A 15329-nucleotide genomic window follows, 5' to 3' on the forward strand; every position below is an offset into this window, starting at 1 on the left:
AGGCCGGCGCTGCCCGGCACAGCTCCGCTCTCTGGGAGGAGAGAGCGCTGCGCCGGCGTTCGGCCGGCCGCTGCTCTCAGCCCAGGTGGCGGGCGGTGATTTCCGCCGCGGTGTCGGTCACCAGCCGCCCCAGCTCGGCGAGCCGGCCGGGGTCGAAGCGTGAGTCGGGCATGGAGACGGCCACGCTGGCCAGCGGCGTGCCGTCCTCATCCAGGACGGGTGCCGCGATGGCGCAGACACCCGGGCGGTACTGGTTGTGGTTGACGGCGTATCCGCGGTCTCTGACGCGGCGGAGCTCGGCACGCAGCTCCGCCGCGTCGGTGATGGTCTCCTGGCCGAAACCCTCGAGTGCGCCCGCCGTGAGCTCGTCGACCTCGGACTTCGGCAGATGGGCGAGGACGGCGTGTCCGGTGGCTGTGGCGTGCAGGGGGGAGATGTCGCCGATGGCGTGGAAGGTTCGTACGGTGTGGTCGCAGTCGACGCGGTCCACCACGACGACGCCGTGCAGGGCGTCCGGCACCGTCAGGTGGATGGTCTCGTTCAGGGTGTCGCGGAGCCGGAACATGGGCTCGCGGGCGGCGGCGAACAGGCTGGACCCCTGTAGGGCGGCGGGGCGTACGGCCAGCACCCGGGCGCCGACCTCCCAGCGCGTGGTGTCCCTGCGATTCGCCCGCAGCCAGCCCGCCTCGTCGAGCGTCACCAGGGTGCGCTGCACGGTCGACTTGGGCAGCCCGAAGATCTTCGTCAGCTCGCCCACGGTCACCGGCTGGTGCTGCGCCACGGCCTCCAGGATGCGCAGCGACCTGGTCAGGCTCTTCAGTTCCATCCCGGCCCTTCAGTTCTGCGGATTCGTCGTGCTGTCCTCCGGACTCGCGTCTGGAGCCTCAGGCATGACCATGCCGTATGTTAGCATGGCGTTCCACAATGCGGCACGCGCTTTGATGTATCCGATGGTCGGACCGGCGTCAGGAGTGTGCTGTTCCGATGCTCCGCGGACGCGGCGTCTGGCGCTTGGCGCTGGTCGTGCCCTGAATACGCCGTACCGCGCAGCGGCGTGAGGCGGCCGCCTTGTGCCCGCCACTCTCCCCCCAGGCGGGCGCAAGGCCGGTCCTGCCGTGAAGCGAACCGAGGGTCGGCTCCCGTATGGGGGAGTCGACCCTCGGTGATGCGGGGCCGAAGTCGGGCCGCCGCGACACGCTCAGGTGCCCAAGCGGCGCCCCGTGATCTCCGCGGCCGTGTCGGCGACCAGGCGGCCCCACTCGGGCAGCTCGTCTGCGTCGTACCGCGAATCGGGCATGGAGATGGCCACGGTGGCCAGCGGCGTGCCGTTCTCGTCGAGGATGGGCGCGGCGATGGCGCAGACGCCCGGCCGCCACTGGTTGCGGTTGACCGCGTAGCCGTCGGTGCGGATCCGCCGCAGCTCGGCGCGCAGCTCCTCGGGGTCGGCGGGTGTCGTCTCGCTGTAGCGCTCCAGACCCTGCGTGATGAGCTCCTCGATGTCCTGCTTCGGCAGGTGGGCGAGGACCGCGCGCCCGGTGGCGGTGGCGTGCAGGGGTGAGGTGTCGCCGATGGCGTGGAAGGTTCGTACGGGGTGGTCGCAGTCGACGCGGTCCACCACGACCATGCACTGGAGCGCGTCCGGCACCGACAGGTGGATGGTCTCGTTGACCTTGTCCCGCAGCTGCACCATGGGGTCGCGGGCGGCGGCGAACAGGCTGGACCCCTGCAGGGCGGCGGGGCGTACGGCCAGGACCCGGGCGCCGATCTCCCAGCGCGTGGTGTCCTTCCGGCTGGCCCGTAGCCAGCCGGCCTCCGCCAGTGTGACCAGCGTGCGCTGCACGGTCGACTTCGGCAGGCCGAAGATCTTCGTCAGCTCGCCCACGGTCACCGGCTGATGCTGGGCGACCGCCTCCAGGATGCGCAGCGATCTCGTGACGCTCTTCATTTCCATCCGGTTTCCCCCCGTTAATCCTCGGAATTCTTTGCGGACACCTCTTGACTCCCCTCTCTACCACTGTCATTCTCGTGCCAGATTCTAGCACAGCATTCCACAATGTGGCACGGCTTCGGGAGGGATCCCGCGGAAGTGAGCCGGAGCTACGAGATACGGACGATTGCGAGCTGTGGTCCCGCCGAGGGCCCGTCCCCGTCCAAACCGCCTCGAATCGATCAGCCTCACGCCGGGGGCCCAGCATGCGCCGCGGCGATACGAAAGGAAAGCCCTGTGTCAGCTGCCAGGAAGCGCGTCGCCGTCGTCGGCGTCGGAACGATGGGCAGCCAGGCCGCCTGGCGCCTGGCCGCCCGTGGCGCCGAGGTGGTCGGCTACGACCGCTTCGCCCCGGGCCACGACCGCAGCGCGGCCGGCGGCGAGACCCGGATCTTCCGCAGCGCCCACTTCGAGGACTCCCGGTACGTGCCGCTGCTCCAGCACGCCGACGCCCTGTGGGAGCAGCTTCAGCAGGAGACCGGCCGTGAGCTGCGCCGCCTGACCGGCTGCCTGCTCATGGGGCCGACCGATCACCACCAGATGGCCACGGTCCTCGAGTCGATCGCCGAGCACGGCCTCGACCACGAGGTCCTCGACGCCGAGCTGCTCGCCAAGCGCTTCCCGCAGTTCCGGATCGAGGACGGCGACGCGGCCGTGCTCGACCGCCGAGCCGGCTTCATCCGGCCCGAGCTGACGATTCAGACCGCCGCCCGCCGCGCCGAGGAGCTCGGCGCCCGCATCCACCGCTACACCACGGTCCGCGAGATCGTCCCCGTCGCAGGCGGCGTCGAGATCCGCACCGACGCCGGCAGCGAGCACTTTGACACCGCCGTCGTCACCGTCGGCCCATGGGTGAACGACCTGTTGCCGGACCTGCCTTGGGAGGTGGACATCCGCCGCCTCATCAGCGCCTGGTACGTACCCACCACCGACGCCTGGTTCGGCGAGGAGCGCCCCGCCTTCATCCGCACGGCGCCCACCCACTGCTACGGCCTGCCCTCCCCGGACGGCGTCTCCGTCAAGCTCGGTCTCTCCCGCGCCCTGCACCGCCCGGCCGGCGACCCGAACCGGCTCGACCGAGAGGTGGCCCCGGAGGAGCTGGAGATCTTCACGGAACTGATTGGGCGTCACATGCCCGACCTGAACCCCGATCCGACCCGGCTCTCCGTCTACATGGAGGGCTACACCGAGAGCAGCCGCCCCCTGGTCGGGCCGCTGCCGGGCGCGGAGAACGTCGTCCTGCTCGCCGGGTTCTCCGGACACGGCTTCAAGCTCTCGCCCGCCTTCGGCGACATCGCCGCGAACCTCGCGCTGGACGGCACCTCGCCCCGGCCCATCGACTTCATCTCCACCCTCGACCGAGCGGAGGCGTGACGACCATGACCGACACCCTGTCCGTCGGCGTCCTGCACGCCGAGCCCGGGACCAAGACCCGCGGCACCGTCCCCGCCGACCTCGGCACCCTCACCGTCGACATTCCGCTGACCCTGGTCAACGGCGCCCACCCCGGCCCCCGCGTTCTGATCACCGCGGGAGTGCACGGCGGCGAGTTCACGGGGGTCGACGCGGCCACCCGACTGGCCGCTCTGCTGGAGCCCGGCGAGGTGCACGGTCAGGTGATCGTCTGCCCGGTCGCCAACCCCCCGGCCGTCTACCAGGGTCGCCTCGGCGTCTCCCCGCTCGACGGCGTGAACATCAACCGCGTCTTCCCCGGCGACCCCGACGGCAGCCCCACCGAACGTCTCGCGGCGTGGCTGTTCACCAACCTCGTGGACGTCGCCGACGCCTACGTCGACCTGCACTCCGGCGGCATCGACGAGGTCCTGACGGATTTCGTCGGTTACCGCCTCACCGGTGACCCCGAACTGGACGCGAAGACAGCGGACATGGCCGGCGCGCTCGGTGTCGAGGACGTCATCTTCGGAATGAACGCCGAAGGCGGCAACAGTCACGCGGCAGCCGCCCGCCAGGGCGTCCCGGCGATCCTCGTGGAGACCGGCCAACTCGGCGAACGCGACGCGGACACCGCCCGCCGTCTCGTCGGCGGCCTGTACGGGGTGCTGAGCCGGCTCGGTGTCCTCGACACCCAGCCCCAGGACCCGGCGTCGGCCGTCCGGGAGTGGGTCTGGGCCGCCGGCGTCACCGCTGAGGCAACCGGCCTCTGGTACCCGGAGTTCACCGCCGGCGACGACGTGACGGAGGGCCAGGTCATCGGCCACGTCATCGACCCGGCCGACGGCCAGGAGCACAAGGTCCACACCCCGGCCACCGGTCGGATCTTCTACGGCATGCACGGACTGACCGTCGCCCCCGGCGCCGAACTCGCCGCCATCGCCGCCCCGGCTCCCCAGGACTCCGGCGGCCACTGACCCCACCACCCCCAGCAAGTCCCCTCCCCGCACCACCAGAACGAGATCCCACCAGCACGCACCCCCACGCTCCCCTTCCTCATGTACCGCACCACCAGGAGGCACCCGGTGAGAGATGTCCGGATAGACCGCAGAGGGTTTCTGCGCGGAGTCGGCGGCGTGGCCGCAGGCATCGCCGCCGCCACATCGCTCAGCGCCTGCGGCACCGGCACCAGCCGGTCCGTCGGCAGCGGCGGCAAGGGCTCCAAGACCCTCGTGGTCCGCAACAGCGGCGGCTCGTACGGCGACGCCAACCAGCAGGCGATCTATGAGCCGTTCACCAAGGAGACCGGCATCCAGGTCAAGGTGGTGAACATCGAGTACGCCCAGATGCTCGCCCAGATCAAGCAGGGCCGCCCCCAGTTCGACGTCATCGACGACTCCATGGCCGATTTCGTGCTCTTCAAGCAGCAGGACGCCACCGAGGACCTCGACTACGACCGGCTGAAGAACTTCAAGAACGCGGGCATCGCCAAGACCCTGGTGACGTCCAACGCGGTCGGCAAGAACTACTGGGCCAGCGTGATGGCGTACCGCACCGACGCGTTCGACGGAAGGAAGCCGGCCTCGTGGGCCGACTTCTGGGACACCAAGACGTTCTCCGGCAACCGCGCCCTGCAAGCTCTGGACGCCGACCTGCCCGAGCTGGAGTTCGCCCTCCTCGCCGACGGCGTGGCGCTGGACAAACTCTACCCGCTCGACGTGGACCGTGCCTTCAAGGTCCTCAGTGAGATCAAGCCCCACGTCCGCAAGTTCTGGGACACCGGCGCTCTGCCCGGCGTGCTGCTGGGCCGCAAGGAGGTCGACGCCTCCAGCGTGTGGCACGGCCGCCTGGACGCCCTGATCAAGGGCGGCGCCCCGCTCGCCTACCAGTGGAACGGCGCCCGCCGGCAGAGCAACGCCCTCGGCATCCCCAAGGGCGCCGCCAACCTCGCCGCCGCCTACCAGCTCATCGACTTCGCGCTGCGGCCCGAGGTACAGGCGGCCTACGCCGAGATCTACCCGATGGCCCCGTCGGTGCCGGCCGCCTACAAGAAGCTCGAGCCCGCCACCGCCGCGAACCTGGGCAGCTCGCCCGAGCACCTGGAGTCCGGCTTCGACCTGGACGTCGAGTGGTGGATCAAGAACCAGGACGCCGTGTCCAAGCGCTGGCAGGAGTGGACGCATGCCTGAGACCGACGTGATGCCCGAGCTGTCCCTGGCCTCCGCTGCCGGCCTGACCGGTTCCGGCAAGCACCTGTCCGTGACACGGCTTCGGAAAACCTACGGGGGAGTGACGGCCGTCGACGAGGTCTCCATGGAGATCGCGGCCGGCGAGTTCGTCACCTTCCTCGGCTCCTCCGGCTCCGGCAAGACCACCACCTTGATGATGATCGCCGGGTTCTGCGAGCCCGACTCCGGCAGCGTCGTCGTCGGCGGCCGTGACGTGACCCGCCTCGCCCCGCAGAAGCGCGGCCTGGGCTTCGTCTTCCAGCAGTACCTGCTCTTCCCGCACATGACCGTCTGGGAGAACGTCGCCTTCCCCCTGCAACTGCGGGGCGTGTCCAAGGCGGAACAGCGCCGCCGGGTCGGCGAGACCCTGGAGATGGCCGGGCTGTCCGCCATGGCCCGCCGCCGGCCGCGCGAGCTGTCCGGAGGCCAGCAGCAGCGCGTCGCGCTCTGCCGGGCCCTGGTCTACCGCCCGCCGGTCATCCTCATGGACGAGCCGCTCGGCGCCCTGGACAAGAAGCTGCGCGACCAGCTCCAGACCGAGATCAAGCGCATCCAGCAGGAACTCGGCCTGACCGTCATCTACGTGACGCACGACCAGGAAGAGGCCCTGGTCCTCTCCGACCGGATCGCGGTGATGCGGGACGGGCGCATCGACCAGTTCGACACCCCGCAGGAGCTCTTCGAGCGCCCGCGCACCCCGTTCGTCGCCGACTTCCTCGGCGCCGCCAACTTCCTGCCGGGCCACGTGGAGCAGCAGACGTCAGGCCACACCCTGGTACGTCTCGACACCGGCGGTGTAGTGAAGGCCCGCCCGCAGGCGGGGACCGAAGGAGCCCGGGTCCGTGCCGCGGTCCAGCCCGGCCGACTCGCCCTGTGTCCGCCCGACGACGGATTCTGTACCGGGACGGTCGAGACCGTCACCTACGTCGGCACGCTCGTTCGCGTCACCGTCCGCCCTCTCGGCGGGGCGGCCACCGAACTCGTACGGCTGGAACTGCCCGCCGGCCGAGCCCCCGACCTCGGCGAGCGCGTCGGCCTCACCGCGGATCCCGCGAACATCAGCGTCTTCCCGGACACGGAACACGGGGGATGACGATGGCCGGAACCGCACTGGCACCCACCCCGGCGCCCGGCGCACCCACACCCGCCCCGGGCAAGCGCGGCCTGGGCCGCGCGTTGTCCGACCGTCGCACCCGCTTCGGACTGCTCAACGCCACGCCCGTCGTCGTCTACCTGCTGATCCTCTTCGTCTATCCGATCTTCAGCACTCTGATGCTGAGCCTGAAGGGCGAGGAGGGCGGCTTCACCCTCCACTGGTACACCGACGCCTTCCAGGGCGCGAACCTGGAGATCCTGCTCACGACCCTGCGGATCTCCGCCGAGACCTCCCTGCTCGCGCTGGTCGTCGGGTTCGTCCTGGCCTCGGCCATCTCGCGGCTCAAGCCGCTGTGGGCTGGTCTGGCGATGCTCGTGGTGGTCGTCCCGCACTTCATCAGCGCGCTGGTGCGCACCTACGGCTGGATCATCCTGCTCGGTGACAACGGCGTGGTGAACAACGCCCTGACGGACATGCACGTCCCCGGCGCGCCCGTCCAGTTGCTCTACAACGAGATCGGCGTCGTCATCGGCACCACCGCCGTGATGCTGCCGTACACCGTGCTGCTGCTGTTCGCGGTGATGAAGGGCATCGACCGGCGGCTGCTCGCCGCCGCGGCGAGCATGGGCGCGGGCCGGATCACGATCTTCCGCCGGGTCTACGTGCCCCTGGTGGCCCCCGGCCTGGTCAACGCCGGCGTGCTGTGCTTCATCCTCTGCCTGGGCTACTACCTCACGCCCGCCCTGATGGGCGGCGAGAAGCAGACCATGGTCGCCTCGCTCATCGACGAGCAGGTCATGAAGCAGAACCAGTGGAACGGCGCCTCGGCGCTCGGCATCATCCTGCTGCTCCTCACCTTCGCCGGACTGCTGCTGCTCAGGCTGCTCAAGTCGGCGGGCGAGGCCCTTCGGAATCGGGGTACGGCGTCATGATCGAGCTGCGTTCCACGCTGGCCGGACGTATCACCCTGGCCGTCCTGTCCACGCTGATCCTGCTGTTCCTGGCCCTGCCGATCATCGTGATCGTCGTCACCTCCTTCGGCAAGGACGCCTTCGGCTCCTTCCCCCCGGAGGCGTGGACCCTCGGCTGGTACAAGCAGTTGTTCGCCGACGGCAGCAAGTGGCCCGCCGCGCTGTCGCTCAGCGCCCTGGTGGCGGCCATGACCACGGTCTTCTCGCTGATCCTGGGGATGACCGCGGCCACCGCCCTCGTTCGCAGCGAACTGCCGCTGCGGTCGGCGGTCTACGGCCTGGTCCTCGCCCCCCTGGTGATCCCTCAGGTCGTCGTCGCCCTGGGCCTGTTCCTCCTCTTCGAACCTGCCTCCATGCTCGGCAGTCCGATCGCCATCGCCCTCGGTCACACCGTCCTGGCCTCACCGATCGCCGTGATGATCCTCATGGCCACCCTGAAGGGCATCGACGAACGGCTGGAGGACGCGGCCGCCAGCATGGGCGCGAACCGGCTGACCGTCTGGCGGCGGATCACCCTCCCGCTGGCCATGCCCGGCATGGTCGCCGCCGGCATCTTCTCCTTCGTCACCAGCTTCGACGAGTTCTTCATCTCGCAGTTCCTGTCCTCCGTGGACACCGTGACCCTGCCCGTGCAGGTGTTCAACGTCCTCCAGTACAACGTCGACCCGTCGGTGACCGCCGTCAGCGCGATCCTCATCGCCGTCGCCGTCGTGGCCCTCGCCCTGGTCGGCGTGGTCCGCAAGCTCAGCGGCTCCGGCAAACAGGACGGCCTGCTGCCCACAGAACCCGGACTGGGCCTCCCCGCCGGAAGTGAGACCGCATCATGACCACCAGCACCCGCACACCCGCCGGTGAACTGTCCGCCACCGCGGCCAGACACCTCCTGCTCAACATGACCCCCAACGGCTCCCTCGGCCAGGACGGCGAGAACCTCTTCGTCGTCCAGCGCGGCGAGGGCCCGTACGTCGACGACACCGACGGCAAGCGCTACATCGACGGTCTCTCCGGCCTGTACTGCTGTCAGCTCGGCTACTCCTACGCCCCCGAGTTCGCGGAGGCAGCGGACAAGCAGCTGCGCGAGCTGTGCTTCAGCCCGCTGTGGTCCTCCTCCGCGCACCCCACCGCCATCGAACTCGCCGAGCGGCTCTCGCGGATCGCGCCCGTCGATGTCGAGCACACGTTCTTCTCCGGCGGAGGGGCGGAGGCGGTGGAGACCGCCTGGAAGATCGCCCGTCGCTACCACGCTCTGCGCGGGGAACCGGGCCGGGTGAAGGCGATCTCGCGTCGTGGCGCCTACCACGGGCTGACCATCGGGGCTCTCTCCCTGACCGACGACCCCGGGCTGCGCGAACCCTACGGGCCGGGCGCGATCGAGACCCGGTTCGTGTCCAACACCAACCGCTTCGGCCTCGCCCCCGAGTTCGTCGACGACGACGTGTACGCCGCCCGGCTGCTCGCCGAGCTGGAGGCGGCGATCCTGGCGGAGGGCCCGGAGAGCATCGCGATGCTGATCGCCGAGCCGGTGCAGAACCGCGGCGGCTGCATCACCCCGCCCCACGGCTACTGGCCGGGCCTCAGGGCGCTCGCCGACCGGTACGGCTTCCTCCTCGTCGCCGACGAGGTGATCACCGCCTTCGGGCGGCTGGGGGAGTGGTTCGGCGGCGACCGCTACGGGGCCCGCCCCGACATCGTCACCGTCGCCAAGGGCATCACCGCCGGATACGCCCCTATGGGAGCAACTCTGGTGAGCAACGGCGTCGTCGAGGTCATCAATCAGCCTGGCGCGGTCCTCAACCACGGCTACACCTTCGCCGGGCACCCGCTGAGCGCGGCCATCGCCCTGCGCAGCCTGGAGATCATGGAACGGGACCGGATCCTGGACAACGTCCGAGGGCTCCAGGACCACCTCGCGGGACGGATGGCCTCCCTCGCCGACCTGCCGATCGTCGGCGACGTCCGCGGCGCCGGCTTCTTCTACGCCTGCGAACTCGTCGGCGACCTCGACGGCGGCGGCTTCAGCGACAGCACCCGCGCCCGCCTGATCACCGACCTGATCCCGCGCAGACTGCGCGAGGCCGGGCTGCTCGCCCGCGTCTACAACCGCACCGCGCCTCTGGTGCAGATCGCGCCCCCGCTGATCAGCGACCGGCACCTCCTCGACCGTATCGCCGACATCCTCGCCGACACCCTCGACGAGGCGTCCGCCCGTCTGTGATCCACGTGTGACACCCCTGCATGCTTTCGAAAGGAACACCCTGATGTACTCCATCGGTCCGCTGACCGTCGCCCCCGGCGAGCGCGCCCAGGGCCTCATCCCGGTCGGCACCAGCAGCTACGGCGTCGAGCTCGGCATCCCGCTCATCGTCGTCAACGGCGCCCAGGACGGCCCGGTGCTGTGTGTGGACGCGGGCGTGCACGGCGACGAGTACGACGGCCAGGAGGCCATCCGCCGCGTCCTCGCCGACATCGACCCGGCCACCCTGCGCGGCACCCTCGTCGGCATCCCCTGCATGAACACCCCCGCCTTCGAGGCAGCCGCCCGCACCAGCGGCCTTGACTACCTGAACCTCAACCGGATCTTCCCGGGTGACGCGGACGGCTCGTACTCCCTGCGGCTGGCAGCCACCTTCGTCGAGCAGGTCGTGCCCGCCATCGACGCGCTCGTGGACCTGCACACCGGCGGCACGTTCGGCGAGATCGCCCCGCTCGTCATTCTCCAGGGCGGCTACGAGGAGCTCGCCACGGACCTGGCTCTCGCGGCCGGTCACGAGCTGGTCTGGAAGGGCGGCAAGTGGGGCGGCACCGTCCGCCATCCCACCCTCGCGGCGGGCAAGCCGGCCATCACGATCGAGGCGGGCGGCGGCACCTACCGCGAGGCCAACGTCGAGCTGCACGTCGACTCGATCCACAACATCATGCGGCAGCTGAAGATGATCGACGGCGAGGTGAAGCTGCGCGACAGCTACACCGCCACCTCCGGCACCTTCGCCCGTTCCGCGGCCGGCGGCTTCTTCCTCGGACACGCCGAGCCGGGGGAGACCTGCAAGGAGGGCGACCTGATCGCCCACATCGTCGACCACTACGGCAACACGCTGGAAGAGGTGATCGCCCCGCAGGACGGCATCGTGCTCTGGGTGCGCCGGATCCGGACCGTCCGTCCGGGTGACGAGGTCGTCATCTTCGGTGAGGTGCAGGGGGAGATACGGCCATGAGCGGCGACACCCAGTTGCTCCTCGTCGACGGCAAGCAGGTGCCCGCCGCCGACGGCCGCACCTTCACCGTCCTCGACCCGTCCGACGGCACGGCCATCACCACGGTGGCGCTGGCCGGCCGCGCGGACGTCGACCAGGCGGTGGCGGCGGCCCGCGCGGCGTTCACGGCGCCGGAGTGGTCGCGGATGCGGGCAGCCGACCGGGGTCGGCTCCTGTACCGGATCGCCGAGGCCATTCGCCACCAAGGCGAGCGGCTGGCGCGGCTGGAGTGCCAGGACACCGGCAAACCGCTGAGTCAGGCGAAGGCCGATGTCGAGGCCGCTGCCCGCTACTTCGAGTTCTACGCGGGCTTCGCCGACAAGCTGGGCGGTACCACGATCCCGCTGGGCCCGGGGCTGCTCGACTACACCGTGCGCGAGCCGATCGGCGTCTCTGGGCAGATCATCCCGTTCAACTACCCACTGCAGAACACCGCGAGGGGCTCCGCTCCGGCGCTGGCCGCGGGCTGCACGGTGGTGCTCAAGCCCTCTCCCGAGGCGCCGCTGACCCCGCTGGAGATCGGCAGGATCGCACTGGAGTGCGGGCTTCCGCCGGGTGTCCTCAACGTCGTCCCCGGCGACGGCGAGACGGGAGCGGCCCTCGCCGGGCACCCCGGCATCGACCAGGTCACCTTCACCGGCTCGGTTCCCACCGGCATCAAGGTCGCCCAGGCGGCCGCCGCCAACGTGGTGCCGTCGGTCACCGAGCTGGGCGGCAAGTCGCCGTTCGTCGTCTTCGCCGACGCCGACTTCGACCTGGCGCTGACCGCGATCCTGGGCGCCTCGTTCAGCAACGCGGGACAGATGTGCTCGGCCGGGACGCGCCTGCTTCTTCAGCGTGGCGCGGAGGAGTTCCTGGACCGGTTGGTGGAGAAGATCGCCACCCTGCGCGTCGGCCCCGGCCTGTCCGACCCGGACATCGGCCCGCTGGTCGCCGCCCGTCAGCGCGACCGGGTGCTGGGCTACCTCAACTTGGCGCGCGAGGAGGGCGCGACGGTCCGTGTCGGTGGCGGCGCACCGTCCGACCCGGCTTTGGCCGACGGTTACTACGTCGAGCCGACCGTCCTCACCGGCTTGACCAACCAGGCCCGTTGCGCCCGCGAGGAGATCTTCGGCCCCGTCGTCACCGTCATCGACTTCGACGACGCGGACCAGGCCCTGGACATCGCCAACGACAGCCCGTACGGCCTCTCCTCCTACGTCTGGACCCGCGACATCGACAAGGCGATGCGCCTCGCGGAGGGCATCCGGGCCGGCCAGGTCTCCGTCAACGCCACCGGCGTCGGCACCGGCGTCGAGCTGCCCTTCGGCGGCTACAAGCACAGTGGCTGGGGCCGGGAGAAGGGCCTCGAAGCCCTGGCCAGCTACACGCAGACCAAGAACGTCTGCATCGGATTCGGGAGCCGGACATGAGATACCGCACGCTCGGTGAACGCGGGCCGGCCGTCTCGGTGGTGGGCGTCGGTGGCAACAACTTCGGCTCCCGTCTCGACGAGGACGGAACGAAGGCCGTCGTGCACGCTGCCCTCGACGCGGGCATCACCCTGTTCGACACGGCCGACATGTACGGCGGGTTCGGCGACCAGGGCGGCTTGCGCGGGGACGGTGAACGCCTCCTCGGGGCCGCCCTCAAGGGCCACCGCGACGAGGTCGTCCTCGCCACCAAGTTCGGCATGGAGATGGGCCGGGATGCCGACCTGTACGGCCCGCGAGGCGCCCGCGGCTACATCCGCCACGCGGTGGAATCGTCGCTGAGCCGCCTGGGCACCGACCGGATCGACCTGTACCAGTACCACGAGCCGGACGGCGTCACCCCGCTCGACGAGACGGTGGCCGCGCTCCAGGAGTTGGTGGCCGAGGGCAAGATCGGGTACATCGGCTGCTCCAACCTTCCGGCCGAGGACCTGTCCGAGGCGTTTGTCAGCACCCAGGCCCGCTACCACCTGCTCGACCGCGGTGTGGAGGAGGACCTGATCCCGGCCTGTCTGCGCCACGGCCTCGGCCTGCTGCCGTACTACCCGCTGGCCAACGGCCTGCTCAGTGGCAAGTACCGGCGTGGCGAGCAGCCCCCGCCCGGCAGCCGCCTGTCCTGGCGGCAGGGCTGGCTGACCGACGCGGCCCTCGACCGGGTCGAGGCGCTCACCTCGTATGCCACCGAGCGCGGCCTGACCCTCCTCCAGGTCGCGGTGGGCGGACTTGCCGCCCTGCCGGCCGTCGGCTCGGTCATATGCGGCGCGATGACCCCCGAACAGGTCACCGCCAACGCGGCGGCGGCCGACTGGCTCCCCGACGCGGCCGACCTGGCCGCACTCGACGCGATCGTCACCCCCGGCGAGCGGATCGTCTGACCCTTCCCCCTCCCTGTAAGAACCGGAAACCGAGGTTGAACACCATGCGAGAGATCGTCACCTTCGACGCCTACGGCACCCTGGTCGACTTCCAGCTCGGCCCCACCACCCTCAAGGTCCTCTCCGACCGGCTGGACCTGGACAACCTGGACGTCGACGAGTTCCTCGACGACTTCCGCGTCATGCGCTTCCAGGCCGTCCTGGAGGCATACCGCCCCTACCACGAGATCCTGCACTCCAGCCTCCAGATGGCCATGCGCCTGCACGGTCTGGAGTACCGCACCTCCGACGGCGATGCTCTCGTCGAGGCCGTCCCCACCTTCGGCCCCTTCCCGGAGGTCCCGGACGCCCTGCGCGCACTGAAGACCAAGTACGAGATCGCCATCATCACCAACAGCGACGACAACCTCATCGCACGGAACGTCGAGAACATCGGCGTCGACTTCGACTACGTCATCACAGCCGAGCAGGCCGGCGCGTACAAGCCGGACCGGCAGACCTTCGAGCACGCCTTCAAGACGATGGGCGTCGAGCCGTCCCAGGTCATCCACACCGCGCAGGGCTGGGAGTACGACCACATCCCCACACGCGACCTCGGCCTGAAGCGCCGCGTGTGGATCAACCGCTACGGCCGTCCCGGCAGCGCCGACTACCAGCCCTACGACGAGCTGACCGACCTGTCGGGCCTGCCGAAGCTGCTCGGCTGCTGACAACACGGCTACACGGCGACACAGGACAGAGAACACAGAGGACGCACGCCATGAAGCAGATCCCCTACTGGCTCGACACCGCCCCCGCCCTGCCCGACCGGTCCGGAAAGGACCTGCCCGACGAGGCGGACGTGGTGGTCATCGGCGGCGGCCTCACCGGCCTGTCCACCGCCTACCACGCCGCCCGCAAGGGCGCCCGGGTCGTCCTGGTCGAGAAGGACAAGGTCGGCTCGGGCGCCTCCGGACGCAACGGCAGCATGTGCACCCAGGGCATCACCATCGGTGTCGGCGAGGCCCGCAAGCGCTTCGGCCAGGAGCGCGCCCGCGAGCTGTACGACGCTTTCCGCGAGGCCGTCGACGTCGTCGAGGAACTCACCCACACCGAGAAGATCGACTGCGACTTCAACCGCGCCGGACGCCTCGGAGTCGCGTTCAAGCCCCAGCACTTCGAGTCGATGAAGGCCACCCAGCGCGACCTGGCCGACAACTTCGACCACGAGACCCAGCTCCTCACCCGGAGCGAGCTGAAGTCGGAGCTGGGCTCGGACTACTACCACGGCGCCCTGCTCGACCCGCTCAGCGCCGCCCTGCACGTCGGCAAGTACGTCCACGGCCTGGCCGAGGCCGCTGAACGCGCCGGCGCGGAGATCCACGAACGCAACGCGGCCACCGGCCTCACCCGCCTCCCCGGCGGCGGCTTCCTCGTCGAGACCCTGCACGGCACCATCCGTGCCAAGCAGGTCATGGCCGCCACCGACGCCTACACCGACAAGGCCCTGCCCTGGTTCCGCAAGCGGCTGATCAACGTCGGCAGCTTCATCATCGTCACCGAGCCGCTCGGCGAGGCGCGCGCCAAGGAACTGATCCCCAACGCCCGCCTGGTGGTCGACTCCAAGAACGTCGGCCACTACCTCCGCCTCACCCCCGACAACCGCCTCGCCTTCGGCGGCCGGGCCCGCTTCGCCCCCTCCAACCCCGCCTCCGACGTCAAGAGCGGCGACATCCTGAAGCAGGAGATGACGGAGATCTTCCCGCAGCTGGCGGGCGTCCGCGTCGACTACGTGTGGGGTGGAATGGTCGGCTTCTCCTGGGACCGCCTCCCGCACGCGGGCGAGGTCAACGGCCTGTACTACTCCATGGGCTACTGCGGCCACGGTGTCCAGATGGCCACCTACATGGGCCGTGCCGTCGCCGAGATGATGGACGGCAAGCCGGAGGCCAACCCCCTGCGCGGCCTCGGCTTCCCCAAGGTCCCCGTCCCCTTCTACAACGGCACCCCCTGGTTCCTGCCGTTCGGCGGCGCCTACTACAAGGCCAAGGACCGCCTGCGCTGAGCCGCTGCCGACC

General features: G+C 70.1%; 14 protein-coding genes. 12 read left to right on the forward strand and 2 right to left on the reverse strand.

Going from position 1 to position 15329, the window contains the following annotated elements:
- Positions 1-76 precede the first annotated feature (76 nt).
- Entirely contained in the window at positions 77-820 is a 744-nt protein-coding gene (locus LJ657_RS19510; RefSeq protein WP_232650181.1) for an IclR family transcriptional regulator, read from the reverse strand.
- Positions 821-1198: 378 nt separating this feature from the next.
- Entirely contained in the window at positions 1199-1945 is a 747-nt protein-coding gene (locus tag LJ657_RS19515; protein ID WP_232649925.1) for an IclR family transcriptional regulator, read from the reverse strand.
- 279 nt (positions 1946-2224) lie between these two features.
- Between LJ657_RS19515 and solA the strand changes: the two genes are divergently transcribed.
- The 12 genes from solA (at position 2225) to LJ657_RS19575 (ending at position 15316) form a co-directional block, all read left to right on the forward strand.
- Positions 2225-3361 carry an N-methyl-L-tryptophan oxidase gene (solA, locus tag LJ657_RS19520; RefSeq protein ID WP_232649926.1) on the forward strand — a complete coding sequence of 379 codons (1137 nt, stop codon included), beginning with the start codon at positions 2225-2227 and terminating at the stop codon, positions 3359-3361.
- Positions 3362-3366: 5 nt separating this feature from the next.
- Entirely contained in the window at positions 3367-4356 is a 990-nt protein-coding gene (locus tag LJ657_RS19525) for a succinylglutamate desuccinylase/aspartoacylase family protein (RefSeq protein WP_232649927.1), read from the forward strand.
- 108 nt (positions 4357-4464) lie between these two features.
- The gene (locus tag LJ657_RS19530) at positions 4465-5568 is read left to right on the forward strand and encodes an ABC transporter substrate-binding protein (protein ID WP_232649928.1); all 1104 of its coding nucleotides are present in this window, start codon (positions 4465-4467) and stop codon (positions 5566-5568) included.
- Positions 5561-6700, forward strand: coding sequence for an ABC transporter ATP-binding protein (locus tag LJ657_RS19535; RefSeq protein ID WP_232649929.1), 1140 nt, complete (start codon positions 5561-5563; stop codon positions 6698-6700). Before LJ657_RS19530 ends, LJ657_RS19535 begins: the two co-directional genes overlap by 8 nt.
- On the forward strand, positions 6697-7635 hold the full coding sequence (locus tag LJ657_RS19540; RefSeq protein WP_232649930.1) for an ABC transporter permease: 939 nt from the start codon (positions 6697-6699) through the stop codon (positions 7633-7635). Before LJ657_RS19535 ends, LJ657_RS19540 begins: the two co-directional genes overlap by 4 nt.
- Positions 7632-8501 carry an ABC transporter permease gene (locus tag LJ657_RS19545; protein ID WP_232649931.1) on the forward strand — a complete coding sequence of 290 codons (870 nt, stop codon included), beginning with the start codon at positions 7632-7634 and terminating at the stop codon, positions 8499-8501. Before LJ657_RS19540 ends, LJ657_RS19545 begins: the two co-directional genes overlap by 4 nt.
- Complete coding sequence (locus LJ657_RS19550) at positions 8498-9889, forward strand: aminotransferase class III-fold pyridoxal phosphate-dependent enzyme (protein ID WP_232649932.1); 1392 nt, start codon at positions 8498-8500, stop codon at positions 9887-9889. Before LJ657_RS19545 ends, LJ657_RS19550 begins: the two co-directional genes overlap by 4 nt.
- A 43-nt stretch (positions 9890-9932) precedes the next feature.
- The gene (locus tag LJ657_RS19555) at positions 9933-10886 is read left to right on the forward strand and encodes a succinylglutamate desuccinylase/aspartoacylase family protein (protein ID WP_232649933.1); all 954 of its coding nucleotides are present in this window, start codon (positions 9933-9935) and stop codon (positions 10884-10886) included.
- On the forward strand, positions 10883-12337 hold the full coding sequence (locus LJ657_RS19560; protein WP_232649934.1) for an aldehyde dehydrogenase family protein: 1455 nt from the start codon (positions 10883-10885) through the stop codon (positions 12335-12337). The genes LJ657_RS19555 and LJ657_RS19560 overlap by 4 nt, the downstream gene beginning before the upstream one ends.
- Positions 12334-13272, forward strand: a complete 939-nt coding sequence (locus LJ657_RS19565; protein ID WP_232649935.1) for an aldo/keto reductase — start codon at positions 12334-12336, stop codon at positions 13270-13272. Before LJ657_RS19560 ends, LJ657_RS19565 begins: the two co-directional genes overlap by 4 nt.
- A 44-nt stretch (positions 13273-13316) precedes the next feature.
- Positions 13317-13982, forward strand: coding sequence for a haloacid dehalogenase type II (locus LJ657_RS19570; protein WP_059207484.1), 666 nt, complete (start codon positions 13317-13319; stop codon positions 13980-13982).
- 50 nt (positions 13983-14032) lie between these two features.
- Positions 14033-15316, forward strand: coding sequence for an NAD(P)/FAD-dependent oxidoreductase (locus LJ657_RS19575; RefSeq protein ID WP_232649936.1), 1284 nt, complete (start codon positions 14033-14035; stop codon positions 15314-15316).
- Positions 15317-15329: the final 13 nt, after the last annotated feature.

The organism is Streptomyces guryensis (assembly GCF_021261325.1).
Lineage (GTDB): Bacteria > Actinomycetota > Actinomycetes > Streptomycetales > Streptomycetaceae > Streptomyces > Streptomyces guryensis.

Bases quoted from the DNA above. Each gene is read 5' to 3' on its own strand.
- LJ657_RS19515 (WP_232649925.1), bottom strand. From the start codon at position 1,945: ATGAAGAGCGTCACGAGATCGCTGCGCATCCTGGAGGCGGTCGCCCAG.
- LJ657_RS19525 (WP_232649927.1), top strand. From the start codon at position 3,367: ATGACCGACACCCTGTCCGTCGGCGTCCTGCACGCCGAGCCCGGGACC.
- LJ657_RS19535 (WP_232649929.1), top strand. From the start codon at position 5,561: ATGCCTGAGACCGACGTGATGCCCGAGCTGTCCCTGGCCTCCGCTGCC.
- LJ657_RS19540 (WP_232649930.1), top strand. From the start codon at position 6,697: ATGACGATGGCCGGAACCGCACTGGCACCCACCCCGGCGCCCGGCGCA.
- LJ657_RS19545 (WP_232649931.1), top strand. From the start codon at position 7,632: ATGATCGAGCTGCGTTCCACGCTGGCCGGACGTATCACCCTGGCCGTC.
- LJ657_RS19550 (WP_232649932.1), top strand. From the start codon at position 8,498: ATGACCACCAGCACCCGCACACCCGCCGGTGAACTGTCCGCCACCGCG.
- LJ657_RS19555 (WP_232649933.1), top strand. From the start codon at position 9,933: ATGTACTCCATCGGTCCGCTGACCGTCGCCCCCGGCGAGCGCGCCCAG.
- LJ657_RS19560 (WP_232649934.1), top strand. From the start codon at position 10,883: ATGAGCGGCGACACCCAGTTGCTCCTCGTCGACGGCAAGCAGGTGCCC.
- LJ657_RS19565 (WP_232649935.1), top strand. From the start codon at position 12,334: ATGAGATACCGCACGCTCGGTGAACGCGGGCCGGCCGTCTCGGTGGTG.
- LJ657_RS19570 (WP_059207484.1), top strand. From the start codon at position 13,317: ATGCGAGAGATCGTCACCTTCGACGCCTACGGCACCCTGGTCGACTTC.
- LJ657_RS19575 (WP_232649936.1), top strand. From the start codon at position 14,033: ATGAAGCAGATCCCCTACTGGCTCGACACCGCCCCCGCCCTGCCCGAC.